The following is a 16,813-nucleotide window of genomic DNA, read 5'->3' as shown; positions in this document are numbered from 1 at the left end:
AAATGTGATGCGGTTAACTTGTGCATCAGTATTGCGTGAGATATACGGAAGTAATAGTGAATAGATGATAATTATTGTTCAGGGTTTCTCATGCGCCAGCTTAACCGACTCAACCAGTACCACCGTTTGTGGCAGCCTTCCGCTGGCGCGACGCAGCAGGCCACCATCAGCGAGCTGGCCGCCCGCTGTTTTTGCAGCGAACGGCATGTCCGTACGTTACTGCGTCAGGCGCAGGAGGCGGGCTGGCTTAGCTGGCGAGCGCAGTCTGGCCGCGGTAAGCGTGGGGAGCTGACTTTCCACGTCACCCCGGAGTCACTGCGCAATGCGATGATGGAAGAGGCGCTGAAGCGTGGGCAGCAGCATAACGCGCTTGAGCTGGCCCAGCTGGCACCGGAGGAGCTGCGGTCACTGCTTCATCCGTTTTTAGGCGGCCAGTGGCAAAACGATACGCCGACGCTGCGCATTCCCTATTACCGCTCGCTGGATCCACTGCATCCCGGCTTTTTACCCGGTCGGGCGGAACAGCATCTGGCAGGACAGGTCTTTTCCGGGCTGACGCGTTTTCATGGTAACAGCAGCGAACCGACGGGCGATCTTGCCCATCACTGGGACGTGTCGGAGGACGGACTGCGCTGGCATTTTTATATTCGCTCCACGCTTCACTGGCATAACGGTGATAAAGTCGAAACGGCCCAGTTACAGGAGAGTCTGAATGCGATGTTGACGCTCCCGGCCATGCACAGGCTTTTTCAGAGCGTGCTGCGCATTGAAGTTACCCATCCGCAGTGTCTGACGTTTATTTTACACAAGCCCGACTACTGGCTGGCGCATCGGCTGGCAACCTATTGCAGCCGTGTGGCGCACCCGGCACAACCGATGACAGGCAGCGGACCTTTCAGGCTCACCGCGTATAAGCCGGACCTGGTTCGTCTGGAAAGCCATGAGCAGTATCACCTTAACCACCCGCTACTGAAGGCCATCGAGTTCTGGATCACCCCTCAGCTATTTGATCAGGGTCTTGGAACCAGCTGCCGGCATCCGGTACAAATCGCCATCGGGGAGCCTGACGAACTGACCCGTTTGCGGCTGGTGAGTAACAGCATCAGCCTGGGGTTTTGCTACCTCACGCTGAAGCGCAGCCCGCGTCTTAGCGAAATGCAGGCAAGACGCCTTATCAACATCATTCATCTCTCAACGCTTCTGCATACTCTTCCTCTGGATGAGGGGCTTATCACCCCAACGCAGGAGTTGCTGCCGGGCTGGCGTATTCCTGAGTGGCCGGATCTCACGGATGTCCCTTTGCCTGAGACGCTGACCCTGATTTACCATCTGCCCGTCGAGTTACATACCATGGCGAGTCAGCTAAAAGCGTATCTTTCCCGCCAGGGCTGCGCGTTAACGGTCATCTTTCACGATGCCAAAACGTGGGACGGATGTCAGCATCTTGCCGACGCGGACCTCATGATGGGAGACAGGCTGATTGGCGAAGCACCGGAATACACCCTTGAGCAGTGGCTTCGCTGCGATGCGCTATGGCCGCACCTGCTGAGCGCGCCGCAATATGCCCATCTGCAGGCGACACTGGATGCCGTTCAGACTCAGGCTGACGAGCATGCCCGGCATCGCGGGCTGAAAGCTATTTTCACCCAACTCATGGAGAGCGCGGTGCTGACACCGTTGTTTAACTACCAGTACCAAATCAGCGCGCCCCCGGGAGTCAATGGCATACGGCTTAACACCCGCGGCTGGTTCGATTTCACCGAAGCCTGGCTCCCGGCCCCCAAATCGTGAAGAAGCTGGTCGTCGCCGTAGTCAGACGGTAACATGATGTTTTTACCGTAACTGTCGAGATGATTTATGAAACGTGCCGTCGTCGTGTTCAGCGGAGGACAAGATTCCACTACCTGCCTGGTTCAGGCGCTTCATCAGTACGATGAAGTTCACTGTGTCACTTTCGATTATGGTCAGCGACATCGCGCTGAAATCGACGTCGCCCGTGAACTGGCGCTGAAACTGGGCGCGCGCGCGCATAAGGTGCTGGACGTTACGCTGTTAAATGAACTGGCCGTCAGTAGCCTCACCCGCGACAGTATTCCCGTTCCTGACTATGAACCTGATGCCAGCGGCATTCCGAACACCTTTGTGCCAGGCCGCAACATTCTCTTCCTGACGCTGACGGCGATCTACGCCTACCAGGTGAAAGCCGAAGCGGTGATCACGGGCGTGTGTGAAACCGACTTCTCCGGGTACCCTGACTGCCGTGACGAGTTCGTGAAGGCTCTCAACCACGCCGTGAATCTGGGGATGGCAAAAGAGACGCGCTTTGAAACGCCACTGATGTGGCTTGATAAAGCGGAAACCTGGGCGCTGGCAGACTACTGGGGCAAACTGGACATGGTTCGCAGCGAAACCCTTACCTGCTACAACGGCATTAAAGGTGATGGTTGTGGCCAGTGTGCGGCCTGTAATCTGCGCGCAAACGGGCTGAATCACTATCTGGCCGATAAAGCGGGCGTGATGTCGGCGATGAAGAAAAAAACCGGGCTCAAATAAGCCTCTTTGACCGTGCTGGCGAACAGAATATCGACAGCACGGGTCATGAACACAACGCGTCTAGACGATCATCAACTGCAGTTTTTCCCGCAACTCCCCTTCCAGCGGCAGCGCTTTCTGGGTTTTCAGATCGATACAGACAAAGGTGATCAGCGCATCGGCAACGGCCTGGCCTTCAGGATCCAGCGTCACCGCCTGGGTTAACACGCCGCTCTTGCCGTTTAACTGTTGAAGCTGGCTGGTGATGGTCAGCACATCTCCCAGCACGGCCGGGCGACGGTAGTTGATATTGATGTTGACGACCACGAACGCGATGTTGTGCGCGGTCATCCACTGAAAGCTTTCGCTGCTTTCCAGACCGTCCCAGCGCGCTTCTTCAAGAAACTCAAGATAACGGGCGTTGTTGACGTGCTGGTAAACATCGATGTGGTACCCGCGTACTTTGATTTTTGTCTGCATAGCGCAATAGCCTTTACTGTTGTTATAGGATAAGAGGTCATGACTGGTATGACCTCTTTATCCTGGCAAAATTTTGCCGCCGTGCAAGTAATTATGTGATTACAACGTCAGGTGTGAGAGGTTGCGCTCAACCAGCGCTCCGCCCATACCGGGCACTTGCTTAAGATCGTCAACCGTTTTGAAAGGACCGTACTCTTCGCGATAGCTGACTATCGCCTGCGCTTTTTTTAGCCCTACGCCATTCATCACCCGGGCGAGATCCTCTGCCGATGCCGAATTGATACTGACTCGCGTACCGTCATCATCCGCGCTTTTTCCGGCATCCGTGGCTTTCGTCTGGCCAGCTGCGGGTGCCGCTGCGTCAGGCCGGGTTTGCACCGCCGGTGTTTTCGCCGCAGGTGTCGTCGCCAGCGCACCTGCGCTAATCCCGGTGGTGGCAATCGCCAGAGTAATGAACAGAGCCTTGATTCCACATTTCATGCTGTTATCTCCTTGTTTGTTGACAGCCAGGCCACAATATCCAGCGTTATAACCCGGCACAAACGGCAGATTGCAGAAATGGAAAAGGCCGCGAAAGCGGCCTTTAGTTATTGCAGAGCGTTACGAAAATATGCGAGCAAATACGTAATTATTGCTGCTGAGTCATCACGTCACCGAGCTTGATTTTGGCTTCTGTGCGCAGGTTGCTCATCATCGCTTCGAAAGCAATCTGGGCATTGTTCTGGGTAATACCCTGCACCATCGCTTTCTTCTGCTCTTCAGGCATCGTGCCTGCTTTCACGTCGTCCAGTGCGAGCAGAACGACGTTACCCTGCATATCGGTAGTGGTACCGAAGCTTGGTTTATCCTTCGCAGGCAGGCTCAGACCGAACGCTGCCTGACTGACAGGATCCTGACCGGTACGGCTCAGCGTTTTTGGCTCACCGAAGCTCAGACCTGCCGCTTTCAGCGCATCCTGTTTACCCGCTTTCAGGTCAACCAGAATCTTCTCAGCATCCAGTTTTGCCTGCTGTTCCGCTTTGTTGTGCTTAACCTGAGCAACCACCTGATCTTTCACTTCTGCCAGCGGTTTAATCGCTTCTGGTTTGTGCTCGCTGACGCGAAGAACAAACGCACGATCGCCGTCGACGGTAATGATGTCAGAGTTGCTGCCCGGCGTGCCGTTCTCGCCAACCAGACCACCGTTGAAGATGGCATCAGCAACCGGTTTGAAATTCAGCTCTTCCGGCAGGTTGTTACGACCGAACCAGCCGGTCTCAACCGCTTTCACCCCTGCAGCCTGCTCAGCACCCGCCAGAGATTCGTTGTCGTTGCTGGCAGCATCACTGACTTTCTGTTGCAGCGCGTAGTAAGCATCCAGCGCTTTTTCCTGCTTCACTTTCGCTGCGATATCATCGCGAACGTCAGCCAGCGGCTTGGTTTTCGCGGCCTCGATGTCATCCAGACGCGCCACCAGGAAACCAACGGAAGATTTAATGACACCCGAAAGCTGGCCTTTGTCTTTCAGACCGGCATTTTTCAGTTCGTCAGGCGTGGTGCTCTCTTCCAGCCAGCCCATATCACCACCGTTTTTAGCAGAGATAATATCGGTGGATTTTGCTTTCGCGAGGGAGGCGAAATCAGCGCCCTTATTCAGCTCATCCAGCACGGCTTTGGCGTCTGCCTCAGTTTTGGTCTGGATCACGCTGTAGCGGTTACGCTGCGGCTGAGTGAACTGATCCTGATGCTGATCGTAATAAGACTGAATTTCCGCGTCAGAGGCTGTTTCCTGCAGCGCGGCAGCATCCAGCTTGATGTAGCTCACACGGAACTGTTCTGGAGCAACGAAGTTACTCTTGTTCTGCTCGTAATAGGCGTTAATGTCCGCGTCGCTAACCTGCTGCTTCGCCGCCAGAGCATTCACATCGATGGTCGCTTCACGTACCACGCGCTGCTGTGCAACCAGGGCTGCCAGCTCTTCCGTCTCACCTTTGAGCATGAAATCAGTGCCAACGACGGCATTGATGAGCTGTTGGGTTGTCAGTTGATTACGCAGAGCCTGAGCGTATTGATCGGCAGTCATGCCCATCTGATTAATGATGCCGTTGTAACGCGCATTGTCGAATTTGCCGTTAGACTGGAATGCCTGAGTCGATAAGATGGCTTTTTTAACCTGCTCATCGCTGATGCCCAGGCCCAGTTTTTTCGCGTATTGATCCAGCAGCGCTTCGTCGATCAGACGGTTCAGGGTCTGTTGGCGCAGGGATTTCATATACCCTTCGTTTGCCGCGAGTTCAGAGAATTGGTCGCCCAGCTGTTGCTGCATACGGTTACGTTCACCGGCAAAAGCATTCTCGAACTGACCGCGGCTGATCTCCTGGCCATTCACTTTTGCGGCATAGTTCGCGCCACCGCCGATAAGGTAACTGCTCACGCCGGTCAATATGAACGACACGATAATGATACCGAAAATAATCTTGAGCACGAGACTGTTAGCAGCCGTGCGTAAGCTGTCCATCATGGTGTAACAACACTCCGCTGTAGGTGACTGGTTACCTGACGCTAACGGAAAATCCTGCCCGTCGCGCGTAAAGGCGTATTGTGACAAGAAAACGGTGCGATTGTCAGCCCACAACTCGCATAAACTCGCACAAATCAGGCCTGGACAAACAAAAAAGGCACATCAAATGATGCGCCCTTGTACTATTCGGCTTCCCTGAGATGGGAAAGCAATCAGTTTACTGCGTCTTTCAGCGCTTTACCTGCACGGAAACCCGGCACTTTAGCGGCAGCAATGGTGATCTCTTTACCGGTCTGAGGGTTGCGGCCAGTACGGGCAGCACGCTCTTTAACAGCAAAAGTACCGAAGCCTACCAGTGCAACGTCGTCCCCAGCCTGCAGAGATTCAGTAACAGAAGCAATTAATGCATCTAACGCACGTCCAGCTGCAGCTTTAGAAATATCAGCACCAGCAGCAATTTTGTCAATCAGTTGAGATTTATTCACTGTTCTCTTCCTCTCTTTATAATTTATATCGCGCCTGAATCCTTCACAACGCGACCGCGCAGCAGTTATATCAGGCCTGCCATGACCTTACAACACCCGTTGTTGATGGCTGGCCTAATCAGCAATCTAAATTAGCTATACAAAAAAAGGCTGGCAAGTGCGAAATGACTTACCAGCCTTACTTTTATTGACGCTCTTTGCGCGAGGTCACTATTTTGCGGTTACAACCTGCATTCCGGAAGGTTCATTCTGCAGGGCGAGAGTCAGAACTTCCTCAATTCGCTTCACAGGATGAATCTGCAGATCGGCAATCACGTTGTCCGGAATCTCTTCCAGATCGCGTTTATTTTCGTAAGGGATCAATACGGTTTTGATCCCACCACGGTGTGCCGCCAGCAGTTTTTCTTTTAACCCACCGATTGGCAGCACCTGGCCACGCAACGTGATCTCACCGGTCATTGCCACATCGGCACGCACCGGGTTGCCGGTAAGGCAGGAAACCAGTGCGGTACACATGGCAATACCTGCGCTTGGGCCATCTTTCGGCGTTGCCCCTTCAGGCACGTGCACGTGGATATCGCGTTTCTCGTAGAAATCAGGGTTGATGCCCAATTTCTCCGCACGCGCGCGTACCACGGTCAGCGCGGCCTGAATCGACTCCTGCATCACTTCACCCAGAGAGCCGGTGTAGGTCAGCTTGCCTTTACCCGGGACACAGGCGGTTTCAATGGTCAGCAGATCGCCACCCACTTCCGTCCATGCCAGACCGGTGACCTGGCCCACGCGATTTTCATTGTCCGCGCGACCATAGTCAAAGCGCTGAACGCCCAGATAGGCATGCAGGTTGTCGCCATTGATCACGATGTGTTTCAGGCTCTTATCCAGCAGCAGCTGTTTAACCGCCTTACGGCACAGTTTAGAGATTTCGCGCTCAAGGCTACGCACGCCCGCTTCACGGGTGTAGTAGCGGATGATGCCAATAATCGCGCTGTCCTCAACGGTCAGCTCGTTGGCTTTCAGCGCGTTACGCTCAATCTGCTTCGGCAGCAGGTGCCGTTTCGCAATGTTCAGTTTTTCGTCTTCGGTATAACCGGAGAGACGAATCACTTCCATACGGTCAAGCAGCGGCGCCGGAATGTTCATGGAGTTCGAGGTCGCGACAAACATGACATCGCTCAGGTCGTAATCCACTTCGAGGTAGTGATCGCTGAACGCCACGTTCTGTTCTGGATCAAGAACTTCCAGCAAAGCAGACGCCGGATCGCCACGCATGTCCGAAGACATTTTGTCGATCTCATCGAGCAGGAACAGCGGGTTTTTAACGCCCACTTTCGCCATCTTCTGAATCAGTTTACCCGGCATAGAACCGATGTAAGTACGACGGTGACCGCGGATCTCCGCTTCATCGCGTACGCCACCCAGCGCCATACGGATATACTTACGGCCGGTCGCTTTGGCGATGGACTGACCCAGAGAGGTTTTCCCTACCCCCGGTGGTCCCACCAGGCACAGAATCGGGCCTTTGATTTTGTTCACACGGCTCTGGACGGCGAGGTACTCAAGAATGCGGTCTTTCACGCGCTCAAGGCCGTAGTGGTCGGTATCCAGGATCTCCTGCGCCTGACGCAGGTCTTTTTTGACCTTGCTGCGGGCATTCCAGGGAACCTGAACCATCCATTCGATATAGCCGCGCACGACGGTCGCTTCAGCCGACATTGGAGACATCATTTTCAGCTTCTGCAGTTCTGCTTCGGCTTTCTCTTTGGCCTCTTTCGGCATTTTCGCCGCGTCGATCTTACGCTTCAGCGCTTCGTTTTCGTCCGGCGCGTCATCCATCTCGCCGAGCTCTTTCTGAATGGCTTTCATTTGCTCATTCAGATAGTACTCACGCTGAGATTTCTCCATCTGCTTTTTAACGCGGTTACGAATACGCTTCTCAACCTGCAGCAGATCGATTTCAGACTCCATCATCGCCATCAGATATTCCAGACGTTCGTTAACGTCGGACATCTCCAGCACGGACTGTTTGTCAGCCAGCTTCAGCGGCATGTGTGCAGCGATGGTGTCCGCCAGGCGCGCAGGATCGTCGATGCTGTTCAGCGACGTCAGCACTTCTGGTGGGATTTTCTTGTTCAGCTTGATATAGCCTTCGAACTGGCTAATCGCGGTGCGCACCAGCACTTCCTGCTCGCGCTCATCCAGCTGAGGTGATTCAAGATACTCTGCCTTGGCAGAGAAATGCTCGCCATCGTCAGACAGGGTGGTAATACGCGCACGCTGCAAGCCTTCTACCAGCACCTTAACGGTGCCGTCAGGCAGCTTCAGCATCTGCAAAATAGAGGCCACGGTCCCGACGGTGAAAAGATCGTTTACACCCGGCTCATCCGTTGATGCTTCTTTCTGCGCCACCAGCATGATTTTTTTATCATGATCCATGGCGGCTTCGAGGCAACGGATAGATTTTTCCCGCCCTACAAATAAGGGTATGACCATGTGCGGATAAACCACCACATCGCGCAACGGCAATACGGGGATTTCAATGCGTTCAGAACGCTCAGGATTCATAGAGCTCTCTCTTAGTTTAGTGTCCGCCAGGTAAACTGGTCATGTCACTGTGCTTCACATAACCATTAACATGTATCCAGTATATGGGGATGTTTCCCACACATTCAACGCCGCGTATACGGAAAAATAAAAGGGGAGATAAAATCCCCCCTTTTTGATTAACTGCTTGTATGATTTGGTGAATTATTCGCCAGATGCCTGTTGCGCTTCCGGCTTGCCATAAATCAGCAATGGCTTGGTCTGGCCGCTAATGACCGACTCATCAATCACCACTTTCTCAACATCTTCCATCGACGGCAGATCGTACATGGTGTCAAGCAGCGCCGCTTCCACGATAGAACGCAGGCCACGCGCACCGGTTTTACGGATCATCGCTTTCTTGGCAATCGCGTCCAGCGCTTCGTCACGGAATTCCAGCTCAACGCCTTCCAGATTGAACAGCGCCTGATACTGCTTGGTCAGCGCATTTTTCGGCTCTTTCAGGATCTGGATCAGCGCGTCTTCACTCAGTTCGTTCAGCGTTGCCACAACAGGCAGACGGCCAATGAACTCAGGAATCAGACCAAACTTGATCAAGTCTTCTGGCTCAACCTGTGACAGCAGCTCGCCTTCGTTCGGCTTTTCAGACGAGGCTTTCACCGTCGCGCCAAAACCAATGCCGGAGCCGGTTTCAACACGGTGAGAGATCACTTTATCCAGACCGGCAAACGCACCACCACAGATGAACAGGATCTTGGACGTATCAACCTGCAGGAACTCCTGCTGAGGATGTTTACGGCCACCCTGCGGTGGAACGGCTGCAACCGTACCTTCGATCAGCTTCAGCAACGCCTGCTGCACGCCCTCACCCGATACGTCACGGGTAATGGACGGGTTGTCAGATTTACGGGAGATCTTGTCGATCTCATCGATGTAAACAATCCCGCGCTGCGCTTTCTGTACATCGTAATCGCATTTCTGCAGCAGTTTCTGGATGATGTTTTCTACGTCCTCACCCACATAACCGGCTTCGGTCAGGGTGGTGGCATCGGCCATTGTGAACGGAACATCCAGCAGACGCGCCAGCGTTTCAGCCAGCAGCGTTTTACCGGAGCCGGTTGGGCCGATCAGCAGAATATTACTTTTACCCAGTTCTACGCCATTGCTGGTATCACCGTTACGCAGGCGTTTATAGTGGTTGTATACCGCCACGGCGAGCACTTTTTTCGCCTGCTCCTGACCGATGACATAGTCGTCAAGATGATGACGAATTTCATGCGGCGTTGGCAGCGCGCTGCGCTCGCGGTGAGGTGCTACTTCTTTAATCTCTTCGCGAATAATGTCGTTACATAAGTCAACACATTCGTCGCAGATATACACGGACGGCCCGGCAATCAGTTTACGCACTTCATGCTGGCTTTTGCCGCAAAAAGAGCAGTACAGCAGTTTGCCCGAACCATCTTTGCGTTTATCTGTCATGAGTCCAAACCTCTTTTTAAGTTCTTTGTGCCGCACATGACGACGCAAATGCCATTTTCAGACGCAAGCTGCTTTTAGCAACATGCCGCCCTACCTGAGTATAGCGGCACACTCGCGTCACGGGCATCAATTACGATGGGTCAAAACGGAGTCGACTAAGCCGTACTCAACAGCCTCAGAGGCAGAGAGGAAACGATCGCGCTCGGTATCGCGCTCGATCTGCTCAAGAGATTGACCCGTATGCTGCGCCATAAGTTCATTCATGCGCGCTTTTACTTTCAGAATTTCGCGGGCGTGGATTTCAATATCCGTCGCCTGCCCCTGATAACCCCCCAGCGGCTGGTGAATCATCACGCGGGAATTTGGCAGGCAGAAACGCTTACCTTTAGCCCCTGCGGTTAACAGGAACGCACCCATAGATGCAGCCTGACCCATACAGATAGTGCTGACATCTGGCTTGATGAATTGCATGGTGTCATAAATGGACATACCTGCCGTGATCACGCCGCCCGGGGAGTTAATGTACAGGTAAATGTCTTTTTCCGGGTTTTCCGCTTCCAGAAACAGCATCTGCGCCACGATCAGGTTAGCCATGTGGTCTTCCACCTGGCCGGTCAAAAAGATAACGCGCTCCTTGAGCAGACGGGAATAGATATCAAAAGAACGCTCACCACGTGAGGTCTGTTCAATAACCATTGGCACCAGAGCCATATGGGGTGCAAAGTTATCTCGTTCGCCACTGTATGACATTTCCGTCTCCTGGATCAAAATTGAAAACACCTGCTGTACTGATTGTAACCTTACGGACGGATTATCAGCCAGTCTCAATCATCGTGATTACACACTTATGGGGTTCATACTGCCCTATTTCAAGCATAACAACCTTTTGTTGTTACGCTAACACTGAAAGGGCGTTTTAGCACTCTTCCTGGGGTAAAGCCGTGATAAAAAAAACCCGTCGCCGGAAGGCAACGGGTTTTTTGTTCAAACTTTAAACCCTGGGGGCGAAATTACGCCTGCTGGTTCATCAGTTCGTTGAAAGAGGTCGCTTTTTCGGTCACTTTCGCTTTCGCCAGTACCGCTTCAACAGCCTGCTCTTCCAGGGCAACATTGCGCATGTTGTCCATCAGCTCTTTGTTCTTACCGTAGAACTCGATCACTTCTGATGGATCTTCGTATGCAGAAGCCATCTCTTCGATCAGGCCTTTCACACGCTCTTCGTCAGCTTTCAGCTCGTGGGTACGAATCACTTCGCCCAGCAGCAGGCCAACAACAACGCGGCGTTTAGCTTGCTCTTCGAACAGCTCGCGTGGCAGTTCCATCGCTTGCTGCTGGTTGCCACCGAAACGCTGTGCAGCCTGACGGCGCAGAACGTCGATTTCGCTGTCAATCAGGGCAGCCGGAACGTCGATTTCGTTCGCTTTTACCAGACCGTCAATCGCCTGAGATTTCACACGGTTACGTACAGCGCCGTTCAGCTCACGTTCCATGTTTTTACGCACTTCGGTACGCAGACCGGCTACAGAACCATCTTCCACGCCGAAACGCTTGATGAATTCTTCAGTCAGTTCAGGCAGTTCGCGCTCTTCAACTTTCTTCAGGTTGATAACGAACTTCGCTGCTTTACCTTTCAGGTTTTCAGCGTGGTACTCTTCCGGGAAGGTCACGTCGATGGTGAACTCTTCGCCCGCTTTGTGACCTTTGATACCGTCTTCGAAGCCTGGGATCATACGACCCTGGCCCATTGCCAGTACGAAGTCAGACGCTTTGCCGCCTTCGAACTCTTCGCCGTCTACAGAACCGGTGAAGTCGATGGTCACACGGTCTTCCGCGTCAACAGCACCTTCTTTCTCTTTCCAGTTCGCCTGCTGCTTACGCAGAGTGTCCAGCATGCCGTCAACGTCTTCGTCAGTCACGGAAACAACAGGTTTTTCAACTTCGATAGATTCCAGACCTTTCAGCTCAACTTCCGGGTACACTTCGAACTCTACGGAGTAGGTGAAGTCTTCGCCCTGTTTGTATTCGCCTGGAACGTAATTCGGCGCACCGGCCGGATTAATTTTTTCTTTGATGATTGCATCAATAAAGTTGCGGCTCATCAGTTCACCCAGCACATCCTGACGCACGGAAGCGCCATAACGCTGAGCAACAACATTCATCGGTACTTTGCCCTTACGGAAGCCGTCAATACGTACTTTTTTTGCTACGTTGACCAGCTCGCTTTTCACAGCAGTTTCGATGCTGTCAGCAGCGATAGTAATCGTTACACGGCGGCCAAGGCCTTGAGTGGTTTCAACTGAAACTTGCATCTTGTTACCTCAAAAAAATCACAGTGCTCGGTCAACTCTGAATCTGTCTGTTATACCGGGATGCTCTCTTAGTGCAGATTCACATTCCCTGTCGCCAGAATCATCCCGAAGACATTCATTAAGACGCGGCATTATAGCGGCATCACTTAGGTGAGTCGAGAACGGTTGGGGCATGTTGCTGCGGCTTTTTTCACACTTTAAGGCTATTTTTAGCCTTAAAAACGCACCATCCGCTCAAAACTCAGACAAAACAAAACGGCCCGGAGGCCGTTTTGAGGAAATCTGTATGCAACATACTGGAAAAGCTCCAGCCGTTGCAAATCCGATTTATCAGGCGATGGTGCCTGCGCCGCGACACGGCGGCGATGCAAATACCGTATCCTGCAAGCCTTCCCATTCCTTAATGGTATAGGTGTGCAATGCCAGCGCATGTACGGTTGTGGAGAGTTCTTCCGTCAAGGTGCTGTAGATCAAGCGATGTCGGTTCAGGAAACGTTCTCCCGTGAAGCGATCGCTGACCAGAACCACTTTAAAGTGGCTTTCAGAACCTGCCGGCACGTTATGACGATAGCTTTCGTCGACGACTTCGAGGAACACAGGGTTGAACGCTGCCCTTAATTTATCTTCTATCTGTTCACGTATCATCATGAAATCACTCCTCCGACAACGCCAGGATGTCACCCATCCCTTTAAATATTAGCCGCTTTTACCGTTTCCATTACAACAAGACAACAAATATTTAGCTTTCGTCTTATTTTCTCATTCAGACGAATGAAGTTCACTGTGAGACTCATACCTTTTGACCTTCGCGCGTGGAGAAAAAGGCGGGGCTGGTCAGTTTTCGGACAAGGCGATGAATTTACATGCGTTGACCACTTCCCCTGGCCGTTAGCGATGTTATGATGGCGGCAATTTTTCTCTGTAATGCTTACGATTCGTTGAGAACCTGAAAATGTTAAAAAAACTCTTCTTTCCGTTGGTAGCACTTTTTATGCTGGCAGGCTGCGCTACCCCGCCTACAACCATTGATGTCTCCCCTAAGATTACCCTGCCTCAGCAGGATCCTAGCCTGATGGGCGTAACCGTGAGCATTAACGGTGCCGATCAGCGTCAGGATCAAGCCCTGGCTAAAGTGACCCGCGACAACCAGCAGGTGACGTTGACCGCCTCACGAGACCTGCGCTTCCTGCTGCAGGAAGTGCTCGAGAAACAGATGACTTCCCGCGGCTATATGATTGGCCCAAGCGGTGCGGTTGATCTGCAGATCATCGTGAACAACCTGTACGCTGACGTGTCCCAGGGTAATGTTCGCTACAACATCTCCACCAAAGCGGATATCGCCATCATCGCGACCGCGAAGAACGGTAACAAGATGACCAAAAACTACCGTGCGAGCTACTCTGTTGAAGGCGCGTTCCAGGCGTCCAACAAAAATATTGCTAACGCGGTTAACAGCGTGCTGACTGACACCATTTCTGATATGGCGCAGGACACCAGCATCCACGACTTCATCAAGCAAAACGCGCGTTAATCCCGCTTCCTGACCCGGTGTTTCACCGGGTCAGCTTTATATGAACATGTCGAGTCATTACTTACGCATTTTCCAGCAACCTAAATCAGCCATCCTGCTGATCCTTGGTTTCGCCTCCGGTTTACCTCTCGCCCTCACCTCCGGCACGCTGCAGGCCTGGATGACCGTCGAGAATATCGATCTCAAAACCATTGGTTTCTTCTCCCTCGTCGGCCAGGCTTACGTCTTTAAGTTCCTGTGGTCGCCGGTGATGGACCGTTATACCCCGCCGTTCCTGGGCCGTCGTCGCGGCTGGTTAGTGATGACCCAGGTCCTGTTGCTGATCGCAATCGCGGCGATGGGCTTTCTTGAACCCACGACGCAGCTTCGCTGGATGGCCGCCCTTGCGGTGGTAATCGCCTTCTGTTCTGCCTCGCAGGATATCGTTTTTGATGCCTGGAAGACGGACGTGTTGCCTGCAGAAGAGCGGGGAGCCGGCGCAGCCATTAGCGTGCTGGGCTATCGTCTGGGGATGCTGGTATCCGGAGGTCTGGCGCTGTGGGTGGCCGACCGTTATCTCGGCTGGCAGGGCATGTACTGGCTGATGGCCGCCCTGTTGATCCCCTGTATTATTGCCACCCTGCTCGCCCCCGAACCGAGCGATGTGATCCCGGTTCCACGTTCTCTGGAGCAGGCCGTTGCCGAACCTCTTCGCGACTTCTTTGGCCGCAACAACGCCTGGCTTATCCTGCTGTTAATCGTCCTTTATAAGCTCGGCGATGCCTTCGCGATGAGCCTGACCACCACCTTCTTAATTCGCGGGGTCGGGTTTGATGCCGGCGAAGTCGGCGTGGTGAACAAAACGCTCGGGTTGTTTGCGACTATTGTCGGGGCCCTGTACGGCGGCGTATTAATGCAGCGTCTGACGCTCTTTCGCGCACTGCTGATCTTCGGCATCCTGCAGGGGGCATCGAACGCCGGTTACTGGCTGCTGTCGGTGACGGATAAGCATATGATCAGCATGGGCGCCGCGGTGTTTTTTGAAAACCTGTGCGGCGGTATGGGGACAGCGGCGTTTGTTGCCCTGCTGATGACCCTGTGCAACAAATCGTTTTCCGCGACGCAGTTCGCTCTGCTCTCGGCGCTTTCCGCCGTTGGTCGCGTGTATGTCGGGCCGATTGCCGGCTGGTTTGTTGAAGCCCATGGTTGGCCAACGTTCTACCTCTTCTCCGTGGTAGCGGCAGTGCCTGGGCTCTTATTGTTACTGGTCTGTCGCCAGACGCTGGAATATACCCAGCGAACAGAACACTTTATGCCACGCACGGAATATCATCGCGCTTACCGTTTTGCGTTACGACTGTTAATGGCGGGTTGCTTTGCCCTGGTGCTGTGGCTCGTGGTGCTCATTATTAATGCCACCACCTCTCTGGTACTGCCTCTCGAAGCGCTTCTGCTGGATGCCGGCGCGCTGCTGGCGGTTGCCGGGATCCTGACTGGCGGGCTGCTCGATTTCATGGCGCTGCGTAAAACGCAGTTAACCTGAAGTAAAATCCGAAAGGTTATTTCCCGTTGTAATCACGACCCGAAATTATAACGGTGAAATAGCCGCCAGCCGCTAAAAAAAATATTTGTTGTTTTGTGCGGGATAGGATTCGGAAATTATTGGAGTCAATTGCAGAACGCTATTTTTCATTAAACGATTCAGCATCAGAGAGTTTGATTTTTCGTTTTTTAGTTGTCTTTTTATTGATAATTAATTGTTAATTTTTTGTTTATTTTTCACAATGGTTATACCAATTGCCCCTTTTAGGGTATGCTTGGGGGTCCTTTCGTTATAAAGCCCATGCCATGCGGCTTACGTCTTAAAAAGCGACATAATTTGCAACACTTGTGACATGTGCGGCAGAACCCGGTAACACCTTCCTGACACAGGTCTAATGATGTTTACAGTAATGTAACCTTCCCGTAAAATGCCCCCACACTTTAAACGCCACCAGACTCCCGTGGAATTGAGGTCGTTAAATGAGACTCAGGAAATACAATAAAAGTTTGGGATGGTTGTCATTATTCGCAGGCACTGTATTACTCAGTGGCTGCGATTCTGCACTACTTGACCCCAAAGGACAGATTGGACTGGAACAACGTTCACTGATATTGACGGCTTTTGGCCTGATGTTGATTGTGGTTATTCCAGCCATTTTGATGGCTGTTGGTTTCGCCTGGAAGTATCGTGCGAGCAATAAAGATGCGAAGTATAGCCCTAACTGGTCACACTCCAATAAAGTGGAAGCTGTGGTCTGGACGGTACCTATCCTGATCATCCTGTTCCTTGCCGTACTGACATGGAAAACCACTCACGCACTTGAGCCAAGCAAGCCGCTGGTTCACGATGAAAAACCGATTACCATTGAAGTGGTCTCCATGGACTGGAAATGGTTCTTCATCTATCCGGAACAGGGCATTGCCACCGTGAATGAAATCGCCTTCCCGGCGAACACTCCGGTTCAGTTCAAAGTGACCTCCAACTCCGTAATGAACTCCTTCTTCATCCCACGTCTGGGTAGCCAGATTTACGCGATGGCCGGTATGCAGACTAACCTGCACCTGATCGCGAATGAAGCAGGCACCTACGATGGTATCTCCGCCAGCTATAGCGGCCCGGGCTTCTCAGGTATGAAGTTCAAAGCTATCGCGACGCCAGACCGTGCCGCTTTCGACCAGTGGGTTGAAAAAGCGAAGCAGTCTCCAAACACCATGTCTGACATGGCGGCGTTCGAAAAAGTGGCAGCACCTAGCGAATATAACAAGGTGGAGTACTTCTCTAACGTGAAACCCGATTTGTTCAAAGACGTTATTGGCAAATTTATGGATCACGGCAAGAGCATGGACATGACCCAGCCTGAAGGTGAGCATAGCGCACACGAAGGTATGGAAGGCATGGACATGAGCCACGCGGAAACCGCTCACTAAGGGG

At 52.7% G+C, this 16,813-nt stretch carries 14 protein-coding genes; 5 read left to right on the top strand and 9 right to left on the bottom strand.

The window, feature by feature from the left end; all coding sequences use genetic code 11:
- The first annotated feature begins 90 nt into the window (after positions 1-90).
- Positions 91-1,791 carry an SgrR family transcriptional regulator gene (locus tag ACN9MQ_RS04820; RefSeq protein WP_426021414.1) on the top strand — a complete coding sequence of 567 codons (1,701 nt, stop codon included), beginning with the start codon at positions 91-93 and terminating at the stop codon, positions 1,789-1,791.
- A 66-nt stretch (positions 1,792-1,857) separates the two neighbouring features.
- Positions 1,858-2,553 (top strand): 7-cyano-7-deazaguanine synthase QueC, encoded by a 696-nt coding sequence (gene queC, locus ACN9MQ_RS04815; RefSeq protein WP_014168876.1) that lies wholly within the window; start codon positions 1,858-1,860, stop codon positions 2,551-2,553.
- Between the two features lie 60 nt (positions 2,554-2,613).
- Here the strand turns inward: queC and ACN9MQ_RS04810 are convergent, their stop codons facing one another.
- The 9 genes from ACN9MQ_RS04810 to bolA all read right to left on the bottom strand — a co-directional run bounded on the left by ACN9MQ_RS04810 (position 2,614) and on the right by bolA (position 12,977).
- Positions 2,614-3,012 (bottom strand): YbgC/FadM family acyl-CoA thioesterase, encoded by a 399-nt coding sequence (locus ACN9MQ_RS04810; RefSeq protein ID WP_014168875.1) that lies wholly within the window; start codon positions 3,010-3,012, stop codon positions 2,614-2,616.
- A gap of 99 nt (positions 3,013-3,111) precedes the next feature.
- The gene (locus ACN9MQ_RS04805) at positions 3,112-3,492 is read right to left on the bottom strand and encodes a helix-hairpin-helix domain-containing protein (protein ID WP_426021415.1); all 381 of its coding nucleotides are present in this window, start codon (positions 3,490-3,492) and stop codon (positions 3,112-3,114) included.
- A 148-nt stretch (positions 3,493-3,640) separates the two neighbouring features.
- A complete protein-coding gene (gene ppiD, locus ACN9MQ_RS04800; RefSeq protein WP_020885208.1) occupies positions 3,641-5,512 on the bottom strand; it encodes a peptidylprolyl isomerase in 1,872 nt (623 codons plus the stop codon).
- Positions 5,513-5,724: 212 nt separating this feature from the next.
- Positions 5,725-5,997: a nucleoid-associated protein HU-beta gene (gene hupB / locus ACN9MQ_RS04795; protein WP_002444653.1), complete on the bottom strand. Its 273-nt coding sequence runs from the start codon at positions 5,995-5,997 to the stop codon at positions 5,725-5,727.
- A 210-nt stretch (positions 5,998-6,207) separates the two neighbouring features.
- Positions 6,208-8,562, bottom strand: coding sequence for an endopeptidase La (lon, locus tag ACN9MQ_RS04790; protein ID WP_014168872.1), 2,355 nt, complete (start codon positions 8,560-8,562; stop codon positions 6,208-6,210).
- Between the two features lie 183 nt (positions 8,563-8,745).
- Positions 8,746-10,020, bottom strand: coding sequence for an ATP-dependent protease ATP-binding subunit ClpX (clpX, locus tag ACN9MQ_RS04785; RefSeq protein ID WP_020885209.1), 1,275 nt, complete (start codon positions 10,018-10,020; stop codon positions 8,746-8,748).
- A 126-nt stretch (positions 10,021-10,146) separates the two neighbouring features.
- Complete coding sequence (clpP, locus tag ACN9MQ_RS04780; protein ID WP_020885210.1) at positions 10,147-10,770, bottom strand: ATP-dependent Clp endopeptidase proteolytic subunit ClpP; 624 nt, start codon at positions 10,768-10,770, stop codon at positions 10,147-10,149.
- 260 nt (positions 10,771-11,030) lie between these two features.
- Entirely contained in the window at positions 11,031-12,329 is a 1,299-nt protein-coding gene (gene tig, locus ACN9MQ_RS04775; RefSeq protein ID WP_014168868.1) for a trigger factor, read from the bottom strand.
- A gap of 330 nt (positions 12,330-12,659) precedes the next feature.
- The gene (bolA, locus tag ACN9MQ_RS04770) at positions 12,660-12,977 is read right to left on the bottom strand and encodes a transcriptional regulator BolA (RefSeq protein ID WP_013095855.1); all 318 of its coding nucleotides are present in this window, start codon (positions 12,975-12,977) and stop codon (positions 12,660-12,662) included.
- Between the two features lie 304 nt (positions 12,978-13,281).
- Between bolA and ACN9MQ_RS04765 the strand changes: the two genes are divergently transcribed.
- The 3 genes from ACN9MQ_RS04765 (at position 13,282) to cyoA (ending at position 16,809) form a co-directional block, all read left to right on the top strand.
- On the top strand, positions 13,282-13,860 hold the full coding sequence (locus ACN9MQ_RS04765) for a lipoprotein (protein WP_014168866.1): 579 nt from the start codon (positions 13,282-13,284) through the stop codon (positions 13,858-13,860).
- A gap of 46 nt (positions 13,861-13,906) precedes the next feature.
- Positions 13,907-15,382 carry a muropeptide MFS transporter AmpG gene (gene ampG, locus ACN9MQ_RS04760; RefSeq protein WP_025204965.1) on the top strand — a complete coding sequence of 492 codons (1,476 nt, stop codon included), beginning with the start codon at positions 13,907-13,909 and terminating at the stop codon, positions 15,380-15,382.
- Positions 15,383-15,861: 479 nt separating this feature from the next.
- Entirely contained in the window at positions 15,862-16,809 is a 948-nt protein-coding gene (gene cyoA, locus ACN9MQ_RS04755) for a cytochrome o ubiquinol oxidase subunit II (protein ID WP_008503322.1), read from the top strand.
- The last annotated feature ends 4 nt before the right edge of the window (positions 16,810-16,813 follow it).

It is taken from the genome of Enterobacter sp. R-25, assembly GCF_049913205.1.
GTDB lineage: Bacteria > Pseudomonadota > Gammaproteobacteria > Enterobacterales > Enterobacteriaceae > Enterobacter > Enterobacter ludwigii.
This window is presented reverse-complemented; position numbering and strand designations above follow the sequence as displayed.